The organism is Intestinibacillus sp. Marseille-P6563 (assembly GCF_900604335.1).
Classification (GTDB): Bacteria; Bacillota; Clostridia; order Oscillospirales; family Butyricicoccaceae; genus Butyricicoccus_B.
This window is the reverse complement of record NZ_UWOD01000003.1, coordinates 58,872-83,439: the sequence shown is the minus strand read 5'-3', so window position 1 is coordinate 83,439 and position 24,568 is coordinate 58,872. Positions and strand designations below refer to the sequence as shown.

Below are 24,568 nucleotides of genomic sequence, written 5' to 3'. Positions count from 1 at the left end.
ACCGGAATGGCGGCAAGCCAGTGATTTGTACAATACACTCCGTCCGATCAATTTTTCCGATTTCTGCAGGGTCTAGCAGATCTCGTCCAGTGATTTGATTCTGCACCGATACACTACCCTGTTGCCCTTTCGTCTGCGACATATTGCGCATATCAATCGTTTCTTTACCCAGCATTTTTGACAAATCCTCCACTGTTTTTGTAGACTTACCGCCTAAAAAAACGTAGCTATCGCAGCAATCAATAATGGTTTCTGCATTGTCCTTATAGGTATTGGTCAGCTGTGTCTTGGATTGAAGTACAATCGACGCGGAAATTTGTCGGCTGCGGATAGTAGATATCAACACCTCAAAATCCGGAATACGACCGATATTGGCAAACTCGTCTAGCATACATCGTACTGGTACGGGCAATTTCCCACCACAATCATCGTCTGCATGTGTGCATAGCAGATTAAACATCTGGTAGAACATCATGGCGTTGATAAAGGAAAATGTTTTGCTGGTATCTGACATAATGACAAAAAGCGCCGTTTTCCGATCGCCTATCTGATCCAGCTGAAGCTCATCATCCATCATCAGCTCGCGTACCTCTTGGATATCAAAAGGTGCCAACCGAGCTGCACACGATATCAAAATAGATTTTAGAGTTTTGCCCGCCGCTTGTTTGAATTTTTTATATTGCTTTACAGCAAAATGAGAAGATCCTTTGCGTTTCTCCAATTCTTCAAAAAGAATATCGATTGTGCTCTTGTAGTTTTCATCCTCCTCCGATGCCCGGCATTGATCGATCATATCGGAAAGCATCGGAATGTTCCGATCAATCAGCGGAGCCTCATAATATAGATACCCGATCAACGCTGAATAAAGTAACCGTTCCGATTTTATCCAAAAATCTTCTCTGCTCTGTTCGCCTTGTCCGCTGGTATTGCAAATCAGGACATCTACCACCTGTAAAATATCCTTTTCCGAATGGATGTACGCCAAGGGATTATAATGCATGGATTTTTTGAAATTGATTGTATTTAATACGCGAATTTCATATCCTGCATTTTTAAAGACACGTCCAATCTCTCGCAATATTGTCCCTTTGGGGTCGGTCACAACATAGGAGCTATGAAGTTGCAACAAATTCGGTTCCATAATGCCGTATGATTTACCACTGCCCGAACCACCAATGATAACCACATTTTTATTTCGATCAAACCGGAAATCTACTGGCCCCCAAAATCTCAGGTATACATTTTGGGCCAAAATAATGTTATTATCTTGATTTTTGTGATCGTACAGATGCTTTAAATCTGCGTTTGTTCCCCATCGTGCCGACCCATGTTCTTCGCCTGGACGAAAGTTTTTGTTGTTTGTCAAGCTATATATCCAGAACAAGAAGAACATTATTACACCGACCATGCCAATATGCAGCTGGGTTGTATCTACCCAGAAGGGCCGGGCGGCAATAGCCGCCCATAGCCCATCTATGGTCATAGAGAACGCATCTAGCACATTTTGTGCAACTTGTTGCTCGATATAAAATAGGGATGCAGCGCGATTTGTGACATAAAAGCAAAGAATACTTGCTATAATCGCAAATATTACATTGCCTTTTGTGATTTTTTTCAAATCTACTCCTTACTGCAAAGCAGTCCAAATTTCAGTTCCTGCGCTATTTTCATAATCATGCGCATTGGCTGCCTCCATGATTTCGGAATAAGCCCAGTGGTTTTTCAAATTGGAATCGGAGAATGTGATTAGCTCGGCCAAGTGCTCAGCAACAAATGTATCGTCACATACACGATCAAGCACCGCATTCGTCAGCGTGACAGCTTCGGCGCGTGTGATTTGATTTTCCGGCTGGAAAGTGCCATCCGGGTATCCTGCAATCCAGCCCTTTTCGGCCGCCGACGAAATTTCATCGTATGCCCAATGGGTCGTCGGAACATCCGAGAATGTTTTCGTACCCGTACTGAGCTTATCGAATCGTGCAGCGATTGCAGCATATTCAGCGCGAGTAATCGCTGCGTCCGGCCGGAAGGTTCCATCCTCGTAGCCAGCCAAAATACCCATCTTGCTCAAAGTCGAAATTGCTGTCGTATGCCAAGCATCCGCCTGAACATCACTATACGTCGGAATGGTAGATTCATACTCAGCACGAGCACTGTCACTCAACAGATTGTAGAAAATCTTTGCAGTTTCAGCGCGGGTAATCGCTGCATCCGGCCGGAAGGTTCCATCCGGATAACCGTTGATGTAGGCGATATGATCGCCGGTGAGCAATCTTTCGGTCTTGATTTCTAACGTATGATCGTCGCGGATATTCTCGAAGGTGTATTTTTCGACCACACCTACGCTTTGGCCGTCAACCAGGACATCTGTTACAACATATCCATCGTCCACAGAAATCTCGATAGTTTTATCACTGCCACCAGATACAGATACCTTACCATCGGGGGTAGCATTCGCGCCTTCGCCCTCTGTAACGGTGATTGTATAGGACGGCGTACCACCGCCGCCACCACCGCCGCCGCCGATGGAGCCACCACCGCCGCCAGAGGAGCGTTCAGTCCAGTGCGCATAAACCGTAGCAGGAGTACCGGCCGCCTGCAAGCTGGAAAGTGTCACTTGTGTGCCGCCGCTGGCTGCGGTATACCAGCCGTCCATGCTATAACCAGACCGGGATGCAGACGGCAGCGTACTGAGCTTGCTCAGAGCAATCACCTGCTGACTCTGTCCATTTACAGTGCCACCGTTGCCAACAAAGGTAATATTGGCCGAAAATTTGGGTTTGAGGACAGTCGGCTGATCGAGATTTTTCACATCATCAAGATCGAGGACAGTATCCGGATCATCTTCGGTTGTCCAACCGTCAAATGTATAATCAGGCTTGTTTACATTCGGCAGTTCGTCGATATCCGATTGCAATTCCTTTTTGGGATCAGTCGTGCCATCATCGAACGTATTACCGTCTGGATCAAAGGTGATCCACGGTTCCATAACAGCAGTGAGGATAATGCCGTTTTCGTCCTGATAATCCGTGTACGACGGCAGATCAAGGATAATCTCGTTGTGGATTGCATCCCAATGAGGTGCATTTGCCAACCAACCATGGTATTCACTGTCGGCCTTGACCGGCACCGGCAGTGTGCCATAGGTAGTATCGAATTTCACCTTAATGGTCCATGTATCGGCTTCCTCATCACGCACCGCATTTTCTGTGTCAAAGGTTTCCGGCATGGATGCCCCCTTCATGACAAAGGTGACATTGTACTCCTTCGGCGTCCAAATGGCGTACACCGTTGTATCCTGTGCCAAAGCAACCAGATCATCTGCGGTCAGCACATCGCCATCCTCCGTCAGCGACCAACCGTTAAAGTCGTAACCCGGTCGAACCGCTTCCACAGCGAAAATACCGTCATAGACCGAATCAAACGTTTCATCCACGTGATCGATCGTCGTATCAATCAGCGACCCCTTGGTCGAGCCGATATCATCGTTGAGATCAAACGTGTACTCATAGGTGTTGGGCACCCAGGTTGCGTATACGGGGATTTCTGCACCGTTGGTATAGACGGTATCCCAAATATCGCCGTTTTCAATGCGTGTACCTGCCGGATCCGACAGGTCCAATACCCAGCCCACGAAGGTATAGCCAGTCAGCGTAGGCTCAGGCAGGCCCGAAACAGCCTGATCGTAGGTAACGGTCACACGGTCGGGCGAAACAGAACCAGGATTGCCGGTTACACTGCTCTTACCTGGTTGTAGTACGAGCGTGTACTGATGAGGTGTATAATGCGCATACAACGGACGGGTTTCCTCATAGGTATTCGCATCATTCTTGATGATGACATTATCGATTGTGACCACTGTATCCGATGTAATCTGCGTATCATCCTCCAGGAACCAACCATCCATTTCATAACCAGGTTTCGATGCAGACGGCATCTGACCCATTGCCTGATCGTAGGTTACATCATGGCTATCCTTGTAGCCGCCCGGCACATCTGGATTGGAAGTGCCGCTGCCGCCATCAGATGCCACAAATGTAGCTTTATCACCCGGAACATAGGTCAGGCGATAATCGCGCGGCTCCCAAGTGGGAGTGACAACGATGGTCCCGTCATTTTCGACATAATCATCGGCAGGGGTGTTTTCATCAACCGGATTGCCGTCCGGGTCTTCCCAGCCGTCAAAATCGTAGCCTGGGCGAGTCGGTTCAGGCGGCAACTGGCCAGTAAAATCACCGCCGTAAATAATATCGCCACCATCTGTATCACCACCCGGCTGATCGGGATCGGGCGTTACATGCGCGGTTTTCCGGTCATAGTAAATCCAAACAATGCCGCCGTCGAATGCTTCATTGTACTTACCGTTCAATTCGGTAGACACGTCAGTCGGATCAACATAAACCACGGCCTTATCCGCACTTTCGGTCATGCCGGAGGCATTCTGATCGTAGCTATCCGCATAGCCAACAGGCTTAAATCCCTCAAAAGTCAGCTCATTGATATCGGAAATATTAAAAGTTACCTCAGTATCAACCGTACCCGTGAGCAGGCTGCCATCATTGGCTTTATAGACTGTTTTATACTCGGTATAGGTATCGGCACCATAGTATTCGCCGTCCTCATTCTGAGCGAGATCTTGCACTGCAACTTTAATCGCCCAATTTGCATCGTCTGCCGAGTTCCAGCGCGCAGTCAGCGCAGTGTTGTCGGTTTTGGTGTAGACAGAAGTCGCAGTATACAGTACATCGCCTTCATACCAGCCGCCAAATCGGTAGCCGGAAAGCGTCGGAGTCGGCAAGTTACCTACCAATGCACCGAATTTCACGTCCTGCGGATCAAACTTATCCTGAGATTGTACAGAGCCAGCACCGGAGCTGTCAAAGGTGATCTCATAACTATTGCGGTCGTAGTAGACGCTGAATGCCGCAGTACCGTCTGCCAGTACCTTGCAATCCTGCTGGAAACGAGCGGTAAATCCATCGCGCGTCCACCAAGTCAGAGTTTCATCGCTCATGGATTCGAGGTCCAGCGTAGAAATATCCTTAATCTGATCGGATACTCCATCTTCATAATCCGTCGTATCATACAGATAGTAGGTGACACCGTTATCCTGCTTAGTCTGAGTGATATCCTCCTCATAACCAGCATTTGCGCCGCCCTCAGCGTACTCTACCCAATGCTGAATCTGATACGCAGTATCCGTGTTGGCAGTCCAGTGCGCATACAGTACACGCGGCGACAGTCCAGTTTTATACGGAGTATCGGATTCAATCAGATTACCACCATCGGCAGCATCATACCATCCGGCAAATGTGTAACCAGTCAGATCGGCAGTGGCCAGTACACCATATGTACTTGAACCCGCAGGCATTTTTTTACTTCCCATGGAAAGCGTGGCCGGCGCAGTAGTGGCCTGGCCTTCATTTCCGACAAAGGTGATCGTGTCGGCTGCCTGTTCGACCGAAAATGTCACGGTCGCATCTGCGGTAATCTTGGTTACGGATGCCTTGCCGGACGATGAATCATACTGAATTGTACCGGTCTGAGCGCCCTCATCTGCGGTATATGTCGCGGCAAGGTTTTGCCCTTCCAGTGTTGACAGGTCGATCGATACCAGATCGCGCGAGATTACACGGTATGTATGCTCATATTTCAAAATCGGATAATAGGATTTTGCCGGTAACAAACCGATAAAATCAGCAGTACCGTCTTCTCCGGTAATCTGTGTGCCACCCAGTAGGTTCGTGTCCTCCTCGTACAGCTCGATCGTGACACCCTCCATGGGCTGGCCACCTAATGTGATTTTATAATGAGCGGTTGTACCCGTCTTGCTCTGCTCGCTGATGACGAGCGCAGACTGGGAGAGCTGCGTAATGCTGGACTGCATTGCGTACAGCGGCCCCTCCATGCGCAACGTTAAATCGTAATACTTTTCAGCGGTAATTTTGAACTGAATTGTCTCCGTCAATGTATCGATAATGGCATCATCAACCGTAATGGTTGCACTGCCAGCTTCAAAATCAGGCGAATAGGTAAAATCGACTGGCTGCCCGCCGGATGTAACCGAAATTACATCCTCAGTCGGGATACGATATTCATCTGGATTAACCGCGAAAGTGAAGCTCAGGTCATCATCCTCGGGGGTATTCTTTGCCACGGTGTCAGCCGCAGTCAGCACGCTGTCAGAGATGGATACACTCGGCAAGCTGTCAGCATCCTGCAAAAAATCTACGGTTTCACCGTTGATATCCTTACCGGTAATGCTGGTCAACGTATTTACATCCTCAAAGGATGCGTCCAGCGTTTTGTAGTAAAGATAAAGACCAGGCTGTCCCTGATAATCCATATAGCGGATATCCCATGTACCGCAGTCATCAGACCATCCCTGCTCGTCGCCGGTAGTAGTTGGCTGAATCGTATAGGAATCCGGCAACGACACCAGACGATAAGCATGTTCTGGCTCAGCGGAGATACCAATATTCGCACCAGTGGTTGCTCCTGCGATATCCAATGTAGCATCATCGGGGAGATAGACGTTATTTGCAGCTTGTCCCTTTTTATTTTCCGCAATTTGCACATCACCCGTTACAGACGCATTTGCATCAGCACAGATGTACATGCCAGATCCGTTTTCGGATGCGTCATTATTGGTAATGGACACATTATCCGAAATAGACAAACCGCCATACCCATTGGTTTGGGTATCTGCATAAATGCCACCACCCAGCCGGGCGGCATTGTTGCTGATCTGGGCGTCATCGCTGACTGCCACCGTACCGCCATCGGCAACAAAGACCGCACCACCGCCAGCTACCGTTTCATTGCCATCAAACACCGTACCAGAACCAATATTGAGCACGCCACGGTCATCTACAAGTGCGCCTGCACCGCCCATATTGGTCAGAACACTGTTTACCAGACCATCCGTAACAGTCGTATTGGTCAGTGTGACCTCTGCACCATTTGCCACATAAATGACACGGCCATCATATGCGCCGGTAGACCCCGCCAGCGTTACTTCATCAAAGTTCAGCTGCGCGCCATCTGTTGCTCGGATAAATCCGCTTTCAGTACCGATCGGGCGCGTACCAGTAAATTGGATGGTATGTGTTCCACCCGTAGAAGAAATGGTAATCGGCAAATCGGGATCATCGAATACCAATTCCAGCGTGGATGAAATGTCCGATAACAAAATAATTTGTAATTGCGTCGCAGAATTTGCTTGCGCCTGTTCTACGGCATGGCTAATGGTCAGAAAAGGTTTTTCTTCCGATCCATCACCACTTAAATCGCTGCCGCCAGTGGTAGAATTGGCAACATAATATACGATTTCATCTGAGAAAACTGTAACAGGTTCATTTTCTCCGCCGCCAATTTCGTCCCCTTCATCCGATAATTCGTTGCTGTTGCCATTTACCGAAGGTGCGGATGGTTCGGCATTGTCGGCGCCATCGGCACCATCGGCACCATCGACACCGTCGACATCGTCAGCACTTCCTGATACATCGGTGTCGGGTAATCCGGCACTTCCTTCATCCGGTACATCGCCGACTTCTCCTCCACTGTCACTTGGTTCATTACTGTTGATAACACCTTCATCATCACTGTTGGCACTGCTGACAGCTGCTGTGTTATCGTCAGCATCGTATGCAGCAAAAGCTCCTGGTGTCAATGTGCATAGCATTGTTGCCGCTAAAATCAGTGATACGATTCGCTTGAGCCTTTTCACTTTGCTCCCTCCTAAATTTTTCATTTAAGATTGTGTCTTAATGTAGGAGCTTTGGGGATTTAGAGCCATCTTGAGATTCTAAATCCCCAACTCCGTATCTTCCTCCTTTCAGTCCTTTAAAAATTTCAATAACATTGTTTTTGCGCTCTCCGCAGTAGCAGAGCATTTAGGCGACACTCCAACAATGTATATTAGGGCATCTTGCCATTCCCTATCGGATGCACGATCGGTGCGGAAGTCAGCCAACACAGTATGCAGCCGATGCTTTTGCTCGTCGGTCATCCAATGTAAATCGGATAGGTATTCACACCCCGCGATCATTGATAAAACTTCCAGCAGAGATTGCTCCAATGTTACCTCCCACTCAATGCCGTCCACTTTTCTGTACCGTTTTCCACGATACAATCGTGGCTATTGGTGGCCTCCTGTACGGCTAGGTAATACCACGCCGATTCTGGATTATCAGGCCATTCGACCATACCATCCAGGAGGCTATCCATCGTCAGCGCGTCACGATGCAGCACACTGTTCGTCAGCGTCATTGCTTCAGCACGGGTAATCGCTGCATCCGGCCGGAAAGTGCCGTCCGGATAACCAGATACCCAACCCAGGCTATTTGCACGCATAATATACTGTGCAGCCCAATGTCCAGTGATATCCTTAAAATTATTGCTACCCGTGGTATTTGTAGTATCAAATTTTGCCGCAATCGTGGCAAATTCAGCACGAGTAATGATGCTGTCAGGATGGAAAGTACCATCCTCATAGCCCGAAAGGATACCAGCATTGGACAGAGTTGCAACAGCCGTCGCATACCACGCACCAGATTGAACATCAACATAAGTTACATCATTTGTTTCATATCGGGTACGAACATCACCATTGAGTAATCGATAGAAGATCATCGCAACTTCTGCGCGGGTAATGTTATTCTGCGGCCGCACTGTGCCATCCTCGTAACCGCTGATATATGCAATATGATCGTCGGTCAACATGGTTTCGCCGCCGCCAGTGGAGCCACCGCCGCCAATGGAGCCGCCGCCGCCAATGGAGCCGCCGCCGCCAGTAGAGCCACCGCCGCCAATGGAGCCGCCGCCGCCAATGGAGCCGCCGCCGCCAGTAGAGCCGCCGCCGCCAGTAGAGCCGCCACCGCCAGTAGAGCCGCCACCGCCAGTAGAGCCGCCACCGCCAGTAGAGCGTTCAGTCCAGTGCGCGTATACCGTCGTGTTAACTTGCAGTGCTGCAATATCGCTCAGAGAGAGTTTATTGCCGCCGTTTGCTGCGGTATACCAACCGTCAAAGGTGTAATTATCACGAGATCCTGTCGGCAGTGAGGTGATACTATCCCGTGCCATAGAAATGCTGGATTTCCCATTTACAGTACCGCCATTACCGTTGAATGTTACGGTCACACCAAGATATACTTGGTTGCCGTCATCATCCAAATACCAGTCATCTTCGGTACCTGGCTTGGTATCGTTACCGACAAAGATCTGCTCATCCTTATTGTCACCATCCGGATCAGAGGGATACCAGTCATCCTTGGTGCCAATCGTTTCATCCTCACCTGCCGTGATCTTTTCATCCTCGCCATCCTTATCAGGATCAGCCAGATAGAAGTCATCCTCGGTGCCGGGAATGCGATCACCATCAACGAAAACGTTTTCATCTTCGCCGTCCTTGTCAGAATCGGCCAGATAGAAGTCATCCTCGGTGCCAGGTGTCTTATCCTTGCCGGCATAGATGTTTTCTTTGATGCCGTCGCCGTTGGTGTCGGCCTGATAGAAGTCATCCTCGGTATCGAAATCATCATCTTTACCCGCATATACCGTTTCGTCACTGCCATCGCCATTGACATCAGCCACATAGTTCAGGATGATAACCAGGACAGCATCGTCCTGCGATGTGGTGGTATGCAGCGGATCGGAGATATTGGTGCCATACTCATGGGTATAGCTTGCAATGATTTCGTAACGACCAAGGTCCATTTCGCCGGTATCAAAACGCCCGTTTGCATCTGCTGTCAGGGTGATTTCCGCACCGGTATCCAGATTGCGTACTGTAATCGTTGCGTTAGACAAAGGTTTCTTATGATCGGTGACAACCGTGCCGCTGATAGTAATAGAATCCTCCGGTTCAGGCGGGGTCGGCTCATCCGGGTCACTCGTATTACCAGTATCAACTTCATATTCCTGACGATTTTCGCCAGAAATCACGATGACCACATACTGACCTGGACGCACATTAGCAAATTCATAATACCCATCGCTATCCGTGCTGGTTTCGTCGATCTGGTCGCCATCCATGTTCTGGAGGATAACCATCGCATCGTTGATCGCATTACCGTCCGTATCATGGACATAGCCGCTGATCGTGAAGTTGTCTGCGTTCAGGATCGGTGCGATCGGATCATCTGGATCAGGCTGATAGCTGCCGTCCGTTGTAACGACTGTGCTGTCAGGATAGGTGATTGTCACGGTATAGTCCCCATCTGCGGGAACTTCAAAACGGTACTCTCCGTTTTCGGTCGTGGTCATAGACCAATCGCCGCCCTCGCCAGATACAACGACGTTTGCACCTTCAACAGGTTCACCGTTCACATCTGTTACCGTGCCTGTAATTACGGAACTGCCTGGCTGTGCGGTAACGGTTTCCGTGGTCGTGTATGCACCTTCGTCGCCCTCGGGGATGATTTCAACCACATAGTCTGCGTATTCGAGATCCGTAAACTCGTAATATCCATCTTCATCGGTATATACCGTTTGCAAGAGGGTTTCACCAGAGGTGTCATACAAATTGACCGTTGCATGGATATAGGGGTTTTCGCCATCATCCAGTGCATAACCAGTGATTTGGTACGATCCAGCCGTAGTGCTTACAGTGTCGGACTGGGTGAACGACGTATCAATACGATATTTACCATCATCTAATCCTCTGAACTCATAATAGCCATTGTCATCAGACATGGTGGTATTGATGGAATCCCAATCCTCGGTCGCCACGTTCCACTTGAGCAGCGTTACATTGGCATTGGCAACAGGATTGCCTTTGGGATCAATTACATGGCCGCTGATGGTGTTATCATGGCTTTCAACCATAGGCGGTTCATACTCGATACCAGTCGTGCCTACGGTCAGCTTAACATCAGTTGCCTTACTGATCTCGATAGTTTCCTTACCGCTCTCACGGTTGCCGATTGTAGCCTTAAAATCGTACTTGCCACCAGCAAGTTGCAGGATAGCCATGCCGTCAGAGCCGGTTGTAACCTCACCTGTGCTTGCGCCGGAATAGGTCACGGTCGCGCCCTCTACCGGTGTGCCAGCCGTGTCAACAACAGATACGCGCACCTCGTAGGACAGGCTCACTGCCAGTACAATATCGGTAACATCCGAGCCATTGACGTGGACAGTGGATTCGCCGTTGGTCTGATACGAATAGCCATTCGGAGCTTCGTAGACAGCCGACAGGTAGAAGGTGCCATCCGGCACGTTCACCCGGAAGCTACCATTGTCACTGGTCGATGTTTCGATCGTCTTGGTCTTGTCATCGCCGTATACAACGGTCACAAGTGCATTTGCAAGCCGATTACCGTTATTGTCTACGACAACACCTGTAATCATGTGCTCCTTGCTGGGATCAGGTTCCGTGCTATCGGCCTGGAGAATCAAATCCTGAGTGGTATCAGTCAGCACATCAATCGTTACCGTATCACTGGTGTTGCCAGCAGCAGTCGCATACAGTGTATAGCGGCCTGTCTGGGATGCGGTCAAGCTGATGCTATAAGAGCCGTCTTCGCTGGTATACACTCGACCTGATGTCGGGCCATCATAGTAGACAATACCATCCGATACAGGCTGCCCATCCGTATCACGCACGATGCCGGATATCGTAATCGGAATGCCGACGCGCAGCGTCAGATTCATGTCTGCATCAACAGTGATATCCGCAGCTGCTGCCTGATCCTTATAGGATACAGATACCTTGTAGTCATCCGGGAACAGCGGTGCTGTGAATACGCCATCTTCGCCGCTCGTGCCAGTCCATACTTCTGTACCATCCGGATAGGTAATGGTGACATTTGCACCATCAATCGGTTCGCTGTCGCCATCGCGTACAACGCTGCCGGATACCGTATACCGATTGATCGTCAGGTCTACGCCGGATACGTCCGCGCCCGATACAGTGACAGGCACATCATTTGTAGCGTGATAGATATGGTCTGCATCAGCTTCAAGCATTGCGGAAGCAGTATAGGTACCATCCATAACGCCCATGCTCCACTGACCGTGTTCATTGGTCATGACACCATATGCCTTATCGGGATCGCTGTCCAGCTTGAGCACTACGGTTGCGCCCTTGACAGGCTCGCCCTTCTGGTCGGTTACAGTACCGGAAACCGTCACAGCGTTCATGTTCCAGCTCCATACCGACCCATCCGGCATACCTCCTGGATAGGATGCGCCGTAGCTGTCCGGCTCATCGGTGGTCTTATTCACCAGTTCTGTGCCAGCAACCGGCTTATCGATCTGTACGGTATACGTGCCTGCGGGGAGGCCGGAATACTCGTAATTGCCGTTGGTGATTATAGTCTGCTCACCAACCTGTTCCCCCTCGCTATTCAGCAGGGTCACAATCGCACCCAATACCGGACTGCCATCGCTGCCGGTGACGCTGCCGGATACCGTAACGTAGTGGTTTACGTCAATCACAGTATCAGGAGCATCGATATAGTATCGGATCAGAGCGCCATCCCGCATCAGCTCCAGCATATAGGTGCCAGCCGGAAGATCTTCAAACGAGTAGGTGCTTCCTGCTCCAAACTCGGCAACCTTTTTGACAACCTTTGTGCTGATATCGTACAGGATACCGCTATCGTAGCCGTCCGGCTCACTACCACTGATGGAATACGATCCATCACTGCCGGTGACAGTCGGCTCATACTCCTGATAGCCCACGGATACCATATGGTTCGCGTAAACTTGACCATCTTTGTACATGGTTACACGGTAATTACCGGCATCCATGACCTGCATGGTGTAATCACCGTTGCTGTCTGTCAGAGTTGCGGTAATCGGGGAACCGGCTGTGTCCTCATCGTTGATTTTGTAAAGCACTGCGGTTGCACCACTTTGTGCCGTGCCATCGATCGAGAAATTACCGCTGATCGTGTAGTAATCAAGCGTCGTATATTCATCGTCCGGATCGCCAGCTGTCAGGTACTCAGTTTCGCGGTCTACGGAAACAATCTTGACACGATAGGTTTGGCCGCTCTGGACAGTGAACGAGTAGAAGCCGTCCTTGTCCGTATAGGCTACATCTACAATGTCTCCGCTCTCAGAAAGAATCTGAACCAGCGCGCTTGTCTGGTTGCCGTCATCATCCAGCACTACGCCGCGAATCGTAGCGGTGCTGACATTACTCTGACGATCAAAATACTGAGTAGCTGCGGTATAGGTGCCAATCGCAAAATCATCGTCCGTGACTGTGAAATGCAGGACGCGCGAAGTGCTGCCCGCATAGCTGAACACGCCGATATAATCGCCTGCACCAATACCCTCGGTGCTCCAATGCCCATCAGCATCGGTTACTGCTTGCCCAACCAGAGCATTATTTGCAGCGGTGTAGATGTAGACATCCACGCCCTCTACCGGATCGGTGGTGTGCTGCCCGTTATCGGAGAAGTAGACCATGCCATCGACTACGCAAGGCTCAGGCAGATCAGGCTCCGGATCAGGATTTTCGCCTGGATCGGGATCGGGACCAGGATCAATCTGCGCATTCACCTGTTTAACGATGTCCGGCCAATTTACATCGGCGCCGTTAATGCGGAAAGTCAGGCCATCCGCTTGTGCATCGCTATTATCGTAGGTGTATGTGCCATCCGCATAGTTGAATACGACATTTACCAGATAGGTGCCGCTTTCCAGAGATTCAAACTGGTATGCGCCCAGCGCATCCGTGGTGGTCATGCCAACATATTGTGCATTTTCCACCGTATCTGTGATCTTGTACAACAGCACTACGCTGCCCGCCGGTACTGCCGTGCGGGTGCTTTCATCTGTCCGATCAGTTTGATAATACGCACGTCCGGACGCTGCATAACGGTACAGATCGCTGTCCGTCTGAGCATCACGGTTTACGATTAGATCAACATCGTTCTGATCGCATAGATTAAGCTGTACACCCACACTACCAGCATAGGTATAATCTCCATACGCATAGGTTGCACGTACAGTGATAAGACCCTGCGGGATATTGCGGATCTCATACTCGCCGTTTTCGTCGGTAACATCCGATCCAACTGCCGTGTACGTTTTGCTCTCTGCGTCATAAAGATATGCCGTTACTGGTACGTTTTCCAACCGGAAATCATCGCTCACATTATACAGATACCATACTGTACCGCGTACATCGTAGTATGTATGATGGATTGTGGTTGCCGGTTTATACGCTGTTTCAAAATCATAGGTCTGCGTGTAGCCATCTGCCAGCAGTTCATCCAACTCCGGCGAATACACGGAAATCGTGTATTCATTGGTTTCGCCCTCGTTTTCATGAACAAACAGGTCATCCCATGTGTAGGAAGCATAAGTCGCTTGTGCATTGCCATCCTGCGCATAGCCGGAAGCTGGGATTTTAATTGGTTCGCCATAGGGCTCACCATTGATAAGCAGCTGCATAAATACATCTACGCGCTCAATACCATACCAGCTTCGAATCAGCTCGCCCTGCGAATTGTATTCGTAATGGGCTTCGCTCGCATCGTCCCAGTTTACTGTACCGGTAACGCTGGTCGTTTCCGCAGCATGGGTCAGAGTGATATTCAGTCCCGTACTATCGGTAGCTGCTGCATAGCCATCCGGAACCGTGACCATCTCGACCGTATACACGATCGGCTGGCCACCGTCGTACACATTCTGGTTTTCCCATTTGATCGGCCAGCTGCTATCCGTGCTGCCGCCCGATACAGTGACAGGCTCACCAGATGGTACACCGTTGGCAAGGAGCTGTACTTCAATGCTTTCCGGGCGGATGCCATCACGGTTTCCATCGTCATCCCACAGGATATCAGCATAGACATCACGGGTTTCCTGGTTACGGGTCAGTGTGGTTTCCCACTGGTATTGTCCAGTAAGGTCATCCAGCCCACCGTCGATTGCGCCCCAGGCGGTCGCGGAGAGCCAGTAGAACGCATCTGTTTCTACCGGTGCGCCGTCATGGGTCGGGGTAGCGGTGTAGTAGTTGTCGATCAGCGTATTGCCCGTCGCATCCGACCAGCGGAACGAATATGCAACTGGGATTGTTGTACCGACTGTCCGCCAAACCGGAAGATCTGTGACCGAACCCGTCCAGGTATTGCCGTCACCAGTCAACATGATTTCGCCAACCTTGGTGCCGTCACCGTAGATGTCCACGGTAACTTCATCCGGGCGCGCCGCGTCATCATCATCAGCATCGTTCCAATTGACCGTAAAATCAAAGCCGATGCTCTGTGTCATGGTGATCGTTGCATAGTCATCGTGATTTGCTGTGCTTTCCGTGTACTTGGCAATGTCATTGATCTGTGCCGTCCATACAACAGCATTCCCGTTGAGGTAGGTCGGGAGATCGTTGAACGTGTATTCCCACGCATTATCATTGCCGCTGGCCACAGCGGTCTGCGTTAAATGGATACTGTCGTATTCAGTGCCGTTGGCCAGCAATGTGATATCCACGCCGGTCGTATTCGGGCGGTAGTTCCAGGCATTGTTGTTATCCAACCAGCTCAGCGTAATGGAGAAATCCTGCGTGCTGGAGCCCACATCGTCCAAATAGTTTTTATGAGTCAGCGCAATATCAAGGCTGATACCATCGGAAACCGTATACCACGACGTAACACCGGTAGTATTGGCCGTTGCGGTGTAGAAAATCTCACTCGATACGCCGTCATAAACAGCATTCTGCGTCAAACCATCAATGGTGTACGTCCAGCAGGATGAGCCGTCCGAACCCCATTCGGAAACTGTTACGCTGCCAACTTCATTACTCTTTGCATCCGTCACTTTGCCGGTCTTGCTATTGATCGTGTAGGTGCCGACAACCGCTGTGCTGGCATCGCTACGGACAACAACAGTCAGGCTGTCCGGGCGGTTGCCACGCTGATTGTTCGCGTCAAACCAATAGATATGGCCCGTTTCCGTGTCGGTATTGCTGCTACGGGAAAGGGTAATAATAATCTGGTTGTTATTGCTGTTCGTTTCCGAAAGCTCAACATCCCGCGACGTTTTTACCGTGTAATCTGTCGCACCATAATCAGCAGACAGCTCAACCTCTGCGTTATAGGCAATCTTTGTGCCATTGGTCGAGTAGACCGGAAGGTCGCTAAACGTCCACGTCATGCCATCCGTATCAAAATTAACCGTGCGCTTGTAGTCTGCCTCATCGATTGGCATGCCATCTGCGGTAAGATTGAGATACAGAGCATCCGGCCGCACACCGTCCGCATTGTTGCGATCGTCAAAGCGGAAGGATACTTCAATGTCGGCAACGGCTGCGTTATACGACAAATACAAATTCATGCCCGCGGTCAACGCCTCATAGGTCCGACCGGTATCGTCGTTAAGCCGAATGGTATAGTCGATCAGCTCGCCATCCTGATACTTGTCAAGGCCGGAGAAATTGACTGTCCAGATATCTCCTTCGCCGGTGACATCAGCAGTCTTTCCTACAACCTTTTCGCCATTCGCATAAAGCTGAACATTTACGCTATCCGGTCGCTTGCCATCCTGATTGCCACTATCATTCCAGTAAATCGCGCCTTCCAGGGCCTGCTGATCTACTCCATGAGCAAGGTCAATGTTGATGGTCTGCGGATCGACCGTCGTGGTGCTCTCTGGCGTATAGCTGACCGTGTAGCCGTCCGGCACATCAACAACAATCGTGTAGACGACCGGTGTGCCGGTGGTACCGTTGTTGTTGTAGTAGCTATCAACGTCCTTCCAGGTCTGCGTCCAGTCATTATCTGCGTTCAGCTCAAGCGTCTGCCCGGTGGATTTGCCGTTCGCATACAGAGTAGCAGTTACGCTGTCCGGCCGCAGGTTGTCATTGTTGCCATTATCGTTCCAGTTGATATGACCAGTAACATAGCCCACAGACGGCGTATAGTACAGATGGACCGTGTTACCTTCCATCGAACAGGTATAGCCACTCTTTTCAAGCTGCTGACGGAAATCCTCGTTGACATCAACAAGATAGGTAATTTTCTGGCCATCTTCGTTCAGCGGCAAGCCCTTTACCGTGTATGTCCACGAATTATCCCGCCCAGCTGTTACCGTGTAGGTCTGGATAAATGTCTTTTCGCTGCCGACCTGCTTGTACAGATCCACTTGAATGCTGCTCGGTCGCTTACCGTCGCGGTTCTGGTCATCATGCCAGCTGGCATACAGATTGACCGTACCTTGATCCGTTCCATGGGTTAATTTCACATAGGGATACGCCGATTCGGTGAGATCATCCGTAGTTTCTCCGGCTGCGCTCATGTAGCTGGCCGTGTAACGGACAATTTCTTCTTCTTCGCCGTTTGCAGTGGAGATATATGTCCCGTACAGAGAATCCTCAACCGCTTCTTCAGCAGCAATGGTATACACGATTTCCTGCCCTTCTTCACCGGCACGGTTTACAGGCAAATTCTCAAACGTGTACTCCCATGTATCGGCTGTCAGATTGCCACTTAAAAGGTGAGCATATGCGGCACCCTCCAAAGGCACGCCATCAGCGTATAGCTGCACAATAATTGTGGACGGACGAATATTATCCGTGTTCTGCGCATCATCCCATTCAATGGTAACGGGCACATTTTTTACATTGCAATCATGGGAAACTACAATGTCCAGCTCATTTGCCACTGCCGTGTAGCGATTCGCACCAACCGGGATATGAGCATTGAGATCCGATGTAATAGCCGCTTTATAGATAATCTCTTGGCCACCATTGAATTTTTTTACATCTTCAAAGGTATAGCTCCAAGTGTCCTCATCATCGGCTCCCGTTACATCGGCGGTATCAACCATGATTTCTTCCCAGCGGTATGTTTTGTTATTCCACTGGTAGGCCGATAGGGTAACGACTACATTTTCCGGGCGGATGCCATCACGGTTCGATTCATCATCCCATGTAATCGTTACAGTCTTATCCGTTAACTCGATTGCACGGGAAATAATCGCGCCATTTGCATCGCCTACTGCATCGTTTTTGCTGTTCAGATACGTCGTAGAGTAATCGTTCAGGTCGAATTTCGTGGTTTCGTCCGGATTGGTAACTGCGACGGTATAGTTGATTGCCTGTCCAGCATTATATTTCTGGAAGTCCTCAAATGTATATGTCCACACATTGCCATCGTCAGAAACCTTGCAATTCGAGGTCGATGCACTAACAACACCTGTGTCCGAATTGTGCAGCGGATTATCCTTTACCTTGATTTCATCCGCGTACAAAACCAGCGTGACAGCTCCCGGACGCTTACCGTCGTTATCGCTTTCATCTTCCCACTGGATGCTGAACTGGATATCATCGCCGGTGGTGATGAGATCGTGATCCAGGAAGATGGAGCCGGAATACTCGGCTGCCGTCGCACCGGTGGTATAGTTATTGATGGCATAGCGATATGTCGTAAATACAGCATCATCATAATTCGATGAGGTCGAACCGATGATCTCACCGGAAGATGCTGCGGTATCCTTGATCTCACGGTATGTGCCATCTGCGTCCGTATATCCCAACAGGAATACGCTGTATGTGATCTTTTCAACAGACGTATCTGCGGTCGTGATAGGCAGATCAGTGAACGTATACGTCTGTACATCTGTGCCATCATCCGGGACCGTGGCTTCGCCCACCAAACGATTATTGACCGAACTAATCAGCCCCAGCTTGACCGACTGCGGGCGGCATCCATCGTTATTTTGGAGGTCATTCCACTTGATCGTTGCAATATAGTCGGTGGTTTCTTCGGCCCATACTGCATAGAGATCCAGCACCCAATATCCATCTGCCGACGATACATCATCACCATTATTGCCCTTGTGGTAGGTCAAAACTGCATTGTTCAGTTCTCCAATGCCGGTTGCCTCCTGGCCATCCTCTGTTTCCCACCGTACAAAGGTCTGTCCGGACGTATTGGTGATCGGTCCTAACGGATTCAGTACATCGCCATAGTTGTATTCCTGTGTACCGACAACGGAGGTCCCTTCCCGGCTGTCATAGTAAGTAACGATAACCTTTTCAGACAACCAGGACGCATAGAATGTCTGGTCGCCGGTTACAGTCATATCGCCGGACATCGGCACGGTACATTTCTGGTCAATATACCAGCCGCCAAAGGTGTAACCTTCGCGTGTCGGCTCCTGGGCAGGCGGTACGATCAATTCGTCATACTTCTGCGTTGTTGTCGTTCCGCCCTGGCCGCCATTGGCGTCCCAGGTCAGCGTATGGGTATGCGCTTCCCAGATCGCAAACAGGGTTTCGCCATTATCCGGGATGATATTGGTGTTGACCGGTGTAGTCGCATCCGGCGTATCACCCCAGCCCTTGAAGTCATACCCCTTGCGCGCCGGGTCTTCCGGCCATGCAAACGGCAGTGTGACCGTCTTTTCTTCCGAATTACCTTCATCGTCATAGATGGTAATCGTAAAGTCACCGGCAAGGATATAAGCGGATGTCAAACCGCCGCTGCCAGTATTCTGGTCGAAATACACGATACGCAGCGAGCCTGTACCAATGCTGCCACCGCCGCCACCGCCGCCGGTGCTTTCAACCTGCCAATGCGCATAGTAAACGTCAATACCCGCTTCGGGGCCTGTTACTGTTGTGACCTTCTGGCCGCCATCTGGCTCCGTATACCAGCCCAGGAAAGTGAATTTGGTATTTCCGACCGTCTGGTCCTGCACAGTAGGCACCTTAATAACCACGCCAGCCGCAACTTTTTCGACCACCTCAGCCGGTTGCCCGGGCAGATTGAGATCGAAAACAATCGCTGCTTCGCCGTAGGTCAGCATGATTGCGTCGTTGCCGGTCGTGGATTTCACGAGCTGATACACTTCACTGTCATAAACGAACAGGGCATACTGATCTTCCGTGAAATTGGTCTGGATACTGTACGGCTGATAGGTAGCCACACCCATGCGCTGCAAACATCCATTCAGACCCTTGGCGGAGCCGTTCGGAGTCGTGTTCAGTGCTTCTGTCGTAGTAGACCAGACAAGATCTTCGCTCTTATACGGGTTCTGCGTGGAAACGCCGATCTCGCCCTTTGTATGCGCCGACGCCACATACAGCTTTGCGCCAACTGCCGCAACAAAGATATTGTTCTTCTCATTGTCTGCCCCGCCTGCACTGGGCACACGGTTATTTGTGACAGAAATCGGCTGGCCGTTCGATGCTTCATCCAGATAAACCTCGGCTTCGTCCGAAATGTACATACCGCCGCCCGCGCTGTTCGCGGTATTGCCCGTGATCGATGCGCCGTTCTTCATGACCACCTGACCATGGTTGCCTGTATGCGCCGCAACAAAGATCGCGCCGCCGAACTGGTCGGATGTATTGCCAGAGATCTGTGTGCCATCCATCACCAGGGGACCATTACAGATGATCGCGCCGCCGCGCTGCCCGGCACGGTTTCCAGTAAACACGGTTTGACTGGTCATCGTGATGTACGAATAGGTCTGGCTGATCGCGCCGCCTGAGCACGCTGTATTGTTACTAAAGGTTGCATCATCGATATTGACCAGGACATTACCGCGTGTGTACAACGCCGCGCCAAAACTACTGCTATCATCAGGAGCGAGATAGTTATTGGTAAAAATTGTTCCATTATCAATGGCCACATGGGTGGAATTCACGTTCGTAAAACCATTGGTCACCGGCACACTATCACTGTACGAAGAAATGGAAACACCGCTGCCATTGCCTGCACCGCGATTAGTATTTACGACTGTCATCGCATCGAAATGGTAATTCTGTTCTTGTGAGCAGTCATTGTAGATGTTGATGCCGCCAACTCGGCCGTCACCGTTTATAATAATGTGATAAAAATGAACATCGGTTTTTGTGATATTGATTAAAAACTGCTGTTCATACGGTGCTGTCGGAAAATCAGGCGACGGCATGATTTTATACAGATTCTCACTGCCATCAATGGTGATACTGATATCCCGATCCCATTGCAACGGTTCGCTCAGTTGAATGTCGTGTGATAAGCGAATAATATCGCCATTACTGACTGTTTCGTATGCCTCACGAAGTTCTTCCTCATCCTTGACAACGACCTGAGCGGCAGATGCCATTGTGATGACCGAAGTCGGGATAAGGGTCACAATCATACAGGCGACCAGAAAGCGTGCGACATTTTGTTTTAGAGTTTCTTTCCATCGCCATGGTATTTTCATTAGGACCTCACTCCTTTTTACAAAGTATCTATCTCAACAAAAGCGAATACCGCTTCTGATTATCTTCAAAATTACTTGACAATATGTTATATATCACATATAATGAATATAGGATATATCACATACTTTTGAGGGGATATTATGTACGATTTCGAAGTGGAATATTTTCAAAAATCTGATGGAACCTATCCCGTAGAGGAATTTATTTTGGCCCAAGATGTAAAAATGCGTGCCAAAATATTTCACCTTCTTGACTTATTAGCCGAAAAAGGGAATGCTTTACGCGAGCCATTCTCGAAATCATTAGAGGACGGCATTTTCGAAATCCGTGCCAAGCAAGGAAGTGATATTACGCGAATCCTATATTTCTTTGTCGTTGGCCGAAAGATTATTCTGACGAACGGTTTTGTTAAGAAAACCCAAAAAACGCCACGTTCTGAAATCGAACTCGCCCGAAAATATCGCACTGAATATTTGCAAAGAGAGGAGTAACTACTATGGGAAAAAGCTATCGTGAAACTTTAAATGCACAGATGAGTGATCCTGCATTCAAAGAAGCCTGGGATGCAATGGAACCGGAGTTTCAGTTAATTCGCTTGCTTTTGGATGCCAGGGAAAAGAAGCATCTAACGCAGAAGCAGTTATCGGAACTGACCGGCATTGCCCAAGCAGATATCAGTCGCATGGAGAATGGTACGGCCAATCCCTCGATCAAAACCTTGCAGCGCCTTGCAGTCGCTCTTGGCATGCAGCTAAAACTGGAATTTGTGCCAAACGCTTAAAACAAAAAGAGCCGACACGGTTTCGTGTCGGCTCCTGCCTTTCTGATCGATATAAAAACGCCGACATGAAATTCATGTCGGCGTTTGCTTTTACTTGTGTTTACCAGTTGGTGGGGCTGCTCGAAATCCAAATCGAACTATTAATACCACCATCAACTTCAATACTCAAATCATCAATAGGATGAAATGGGCGAGGTGTAGAAAAGCCATCAACATTTGAATACTTATTTCCTTGGGCATCTACCCAATAAGCTTCCACCCAGATTTGACCTTTATATCTTCCAATATGAAATGGATCAAGCGTCATATCCACTGGAAGCATCAGCTCATACTCCCCATTCTCATCGGTCGTAGTGGTGCCGATAAGCTGAGTACCTTCCGCATCTGCATAGAACTCTAACTGTGCACCTGCAACCGGAGTCATTAAGCCTTTATAAACCCCGCCATAAACCTTCACATCCCGAACATTCTCGCCCTCTGGCCGTACAATCGGCTGGTCAATGGCCGGGCTAAGAATGTGACCATTGGCGGTCGGTTCCTCTGTCGGCTGCTCCTGCTCCCCTTCGTCCTCGGCTGCGCCGGTGGTTGTCAGGGTGATCGTCTGCGTTGCCGCATCCCAGCCGACCTCGATGTCCAGGGCTGCACATACGTCACGCAGCTTGAAATAGTTATAGTCGTTGATCTCGTAGGCATCGAAGTCCTGTGCCGTGCCATCCAGGGAAACCGCGCTGTTGGTTTCCTTGGCCGTTGCATTCTCCATGCTTGCCGGCGGTTCCAGCTCGCCGCCTGCGGGCGTATAAGCTGTGCTGCTGGTCAGGCTGATCGCATTCGCTGCTGCATCCCAACCGACTGCAAACTGCTTGGCAGAACCGTTTACTGCCGCTGCGATATCGCGCAGCTTGAAATAGTTGTAGTCATTGATCTCGTAGGCCGTGAAGGAAATCTCCTTGCCGTCCACCAACACTTTGCTGGTAGTCGCTTTCGCGGTCTGATCGACGGCTCCGGCCGTCATCCCGGCCGCCAGGGCAAATGCCAGCGCTGTGCTTACAATCAGTTTTCCCTTTTTCATCTGATGTCCCTCCCTGCTACATCTTGTGTCTGTTGTACCTGTTGTACATCGTGTGTGTCTTGTACTTCGTGTTTCTGTTTCTCGGCCGCGCGGAGCTGCTCGCTCATCCGCGGTCGATTGAAATATTGATAAATCGCTGTAAAGGTATCCTGCGCGGATAGACAGGTATCAATGAGATAACCTTTTTCTCTGGGATACTCTTGCAATCCTCGATAGTAGAATGCTTTGTGCTGCTCGTCAATGATAAACGGCATGATGTCATATTTCAAACATTCCTTAAACATAATCAGGCGTCCTACACGCCCGTTTCCGTCTTGAAACGGATGAATGGATTCAAACTGCGCGTGAAAATCAATGATATCTTTAACCTTGACTGCCGAAAGCGCATGGTAGGATTCAAGCAGTTTCCGAAGTTCCTGCTCTACATTTTCCGGAGCAACCGTTTCCCGACCGCCGACCTCGTTTGGCAGCGCTTTGAAGTCACCCACTTTGAACCAGCTTTTTCGCTCATCGGAAGTCCCTCGTTTCAAAAGCTCATGGAATTGCTTGATGAGATCAATCGAAAGATCTTCTTCCGCGTGCTCCAGCATGAAGTCAAAGGCCCGGAAATGATTTTGAGTTTCGATAATATCGTCGGTATTCAAAACCATGTTGCCGGATAGGATCGTATGCGTTTCAAAAATGGAACGTGTCTGCTCTTCCGTCAGTTTACTGCCTTCAATACGGTTTGTATTATAGGCAAGCATTACCTGTGCTTTGTGGTACAAGCCACCGGGCAGATTCATTTCATGCTGCTCTCGCAGCATCTGCAAGATTTCCTGATTCATGAATTCTTCGTCTCCTGAATTTGCTGACGCAACGCCTTTTTCATTTTATGGCCTCCGCTATTCAGCCCAATTTTCAATTTTTAAGTCCGGCACACGTTCAAATTCTCTGACATTATTAGTCACCAAAATCATATTTTCAGCTCTTGCGTGTCCAGCAATCAGCATATCCATTGTTCCAATCGGTGTCCCTCGCTTTTGCAGATAGGCACAGATTTCTCCATACTCTGCAGCCGCCAAATCATCGAAAGGTAAAATATCCAGGATAGCGAGAAATTGAAACAACGCTGCCCTGTTCCGCTCTGGTTGTGTGCTTTTCTCTACACCATGTTCCAACTCCGCAAGGGTAATAGCCGAAATGCAGAGCCCCTGTTCTAATTTGCATTTTAGCATCTTTAAGACCTGTTCAGGCTTATTCTTAATCGCATAAATACAAATATTGGTGTCCAGCATATAGGTCATAGGGTTTCCCTCTCTGTTGGAACACTCTGTTCTCGTCCATTCTCAAAGAAATCATCCGTGAACCCATTCAGGCCGTTCAAAAATGTTTGCCACGCCGCTTCTTTCGGAAACAATACAATAGCCTTCCCTATCCGCTGAACAAAAACTTCCTCACCAGTAAAGCGAAACTTCTTCGGCAACCGAACTGCCTGGCTTCTCCCATTTTCAAAAATTTTAGCAGTATCCATGATCGCCACCTCCTAAATAATATATATCACAATATATATTATTTGTCAATAGAT

At 49.5% G+C, this 24,568-nt stretch carries 9 protein-coding genes and 2 pseudogenes; 2 read left to right on the top strand and 9 right to left on the bottom strand.

What is annotated here, in order from left to right; all coding sequences use genetic code 11:
* The 5 genes and pseudogenes from EFB11_RS16140 to EFB11_RS16125 all read right to left on the bottom strand — a co-directional run.
* On the bottom strand, positions 1 to 1,618 hold a 1,618-nt coding region (locus EFB11_RS16140; RefSeq protein WP_122791386.1), incomplete at its 3' end, for a VirD4-like conjugal transfer protein, CD1115 family.
* A 9-nt stretch (positions 1,619 to 1,627) separates the two neighbouring features.
* A pseudogene (locus EFB11_RS17615) lies at positions 1,628 to 2,242 on the bottom strand (S-layer homology domain-containing protein); the annotation flags it as partial.
* Positions 2,243 to 2,611: 369 nt separating this feature from the next.
* Positions 2,612 to 5,782, bottom strand: a pseudogene (locus EFB11_RS17610) (InlB B-repeat-containing protein); the annotation flags it as partial.
* A 2,055-nt stretch (positions 5,783 to 7,837) separates the two neighbouring features.
* A complete protein-coding gene (locus EFB11_RS16130) occupies positions 7,838 to 8,080 on the bottom strand; it encodes a hypothetical protein (protein WP_164706828.1) in 243 nt (80 codons plus the stop codon).
* A gap of 2 nt (positions 8,081 to 8,082) precedes the next feature.
* Entirely contained in the window at positions 8,083 to 21,150 is a 13,068-nt protein-coding gene (locus EFB11_RS16125; protein ID WP_122791383.1) for a Cna B-type domain-containing protein, read from the bottom strand.
* A gap of 141 nt (positions 21,151 to 21,291) precedes the next feature.
* Between EFB11_RS16125 and EFB11_RS16120 the strand changes: the two genes are divergently transcribed.
* Both EFB11_RS16120 and EFB11_RS16115 read left to right on the top strand, forming a co-directional pair.
* Positions 21,292 to 21,642, top strand: a complete 351-nt coding sequence (locus EFB11_RS16120; protein WP_122791382.1) for a type II toxin-antitoxin system RelE/ParE family toxin — start codon at positions 21,292 to 21,294, stop codon at positions 21,640 to 21,642.
* A 5-nt stretch (positions 21,643 to 21,647) separates the two neighbouring features.
* Positions 21,648 to 21,932 carry a helix-turn-helix domain-containing protein gene (locus EFB11_RS16115; protein WP_122791381.1) on the top strand — a complete coding sequence of 95 codons (285 nt, stop codon included), beginning with the start codon at positions 21,648 to 21,650 and terminating at the stop codon, positions 21,930 to 21,932.
* Positions 21,933 to 22,032: 100 nt separating this feature from the next.
* Here the strand turns inward: EFB11_RS16115 and EFB11_RS16110 are convergent, their stop codons facing one another.
* Genes EFB11_RS16110 through vapB form a run of 4 tightly spaced genes read right to left on the bottom strand, consistent with a single transcriptional unit; the run spans position 22,033 to position 24,514 of the window.
* Positions 22,033 to 23,001: a hypothetical protein gene (locus EFB11_RS16110; protein WP_122791380.1), complete on the bottom strand. Its 969-nt coding sequence runs from the start codon at positions 22,999 to 23,001 to the stop codon at positions 22,033 to 22,035.
* Positions 22,998 to 23,828 carry a Fic family protein gene (locus EFB11_RS16105; protein ID WP_122791379.1) on the bottom strand — a complete coding sequence of 277 codons (831 nt, stop codon included), beginning with the start codon at positions 23,826 to 23,828 and terminating at the stop codon, positions 22,998 to 23,000. Before EFB11_RS16105 ends, EFB11_RS16110 begins: the two co-directional genes overlap by 4 nt.
* Positions 23,829 to 23,885: 57 nt before the next feature.
* Positions 23,886 to 24,287 (bottom strand): type II toxin-antitoxin system tRNA(fMet)-specific endonuclease VapC, encoded by a 402-nt coding sequence (gene vapC, locus EFB11_RS16100; protein WP_122791370.1) that lies wholly within the window; start codon positions 24,285 to 24,287, stop codon positions 23,886 to 23,888.
* A complete protein-coding gene (gene vapB / locus EFB11_RS16095) occupies positions 24,284 to 24,514 on the bottom strand; it encodes a type II toxin-antitoxin system antitoxin VapB (protein WP_122791369.1) in 231 nt (76 codons plus the stop codon). The genes vapC and vapB overlap by 4 nt, the downstream gene beginning before the upstream one ends.
* Positions 24,515 to 24,568 lie beyond the last annotated feature (54 nt).

Coding starts and splice junctions, on each gene's coding strand:
- EFB11_RS16125 (WP_122791383.1), bottom strand. CDS start 21,150: ATGAAAATACCATGGCGATGGAAAGAAACTCTAAAACAAAATGTCGCA.
- EFB11_RS16120 (WP_122791382.1), top strand. CDS start 21,292: ATGTACGATTTCGAAGTGGAATATTTTCAAAAATCTGATGGAACCTAT.
- EFB11_RS16115 (WP_122791381.1), top strand. CDS start 21,648: ATGGGAAAAAGCTATCGTGAAACTTTAAATGCACAGATGAGTGATCCT.
- EFB11_RS16110 (WP_122791380.1), bottom strand. CDS start 23,001: ATGAAAAAGGGAAAACTGATTGTAAGCACAGCGCTGGCATTTGCCCTG.
- EFB11_RS16105 (WP_122791379.1), bottom strand. CDS start 23,828: ATGAATCAGGAAATCTTGCAGATGCTGCGAGAGCAGCATGAAATGAAT.
- vapC (WP_122791370.1), bottom strand. CDS start 24,287: ATGACCTATATGCTGGACACCAATATTTGTATTTATGCGATTAAGAAT.
- vapB (WP_122791369.1), bottom strand. CDS start 24,514: ATGGATACTGCTAAAATTTTTGAAAATGGGAGAAGCCAGGCAGTTCGG.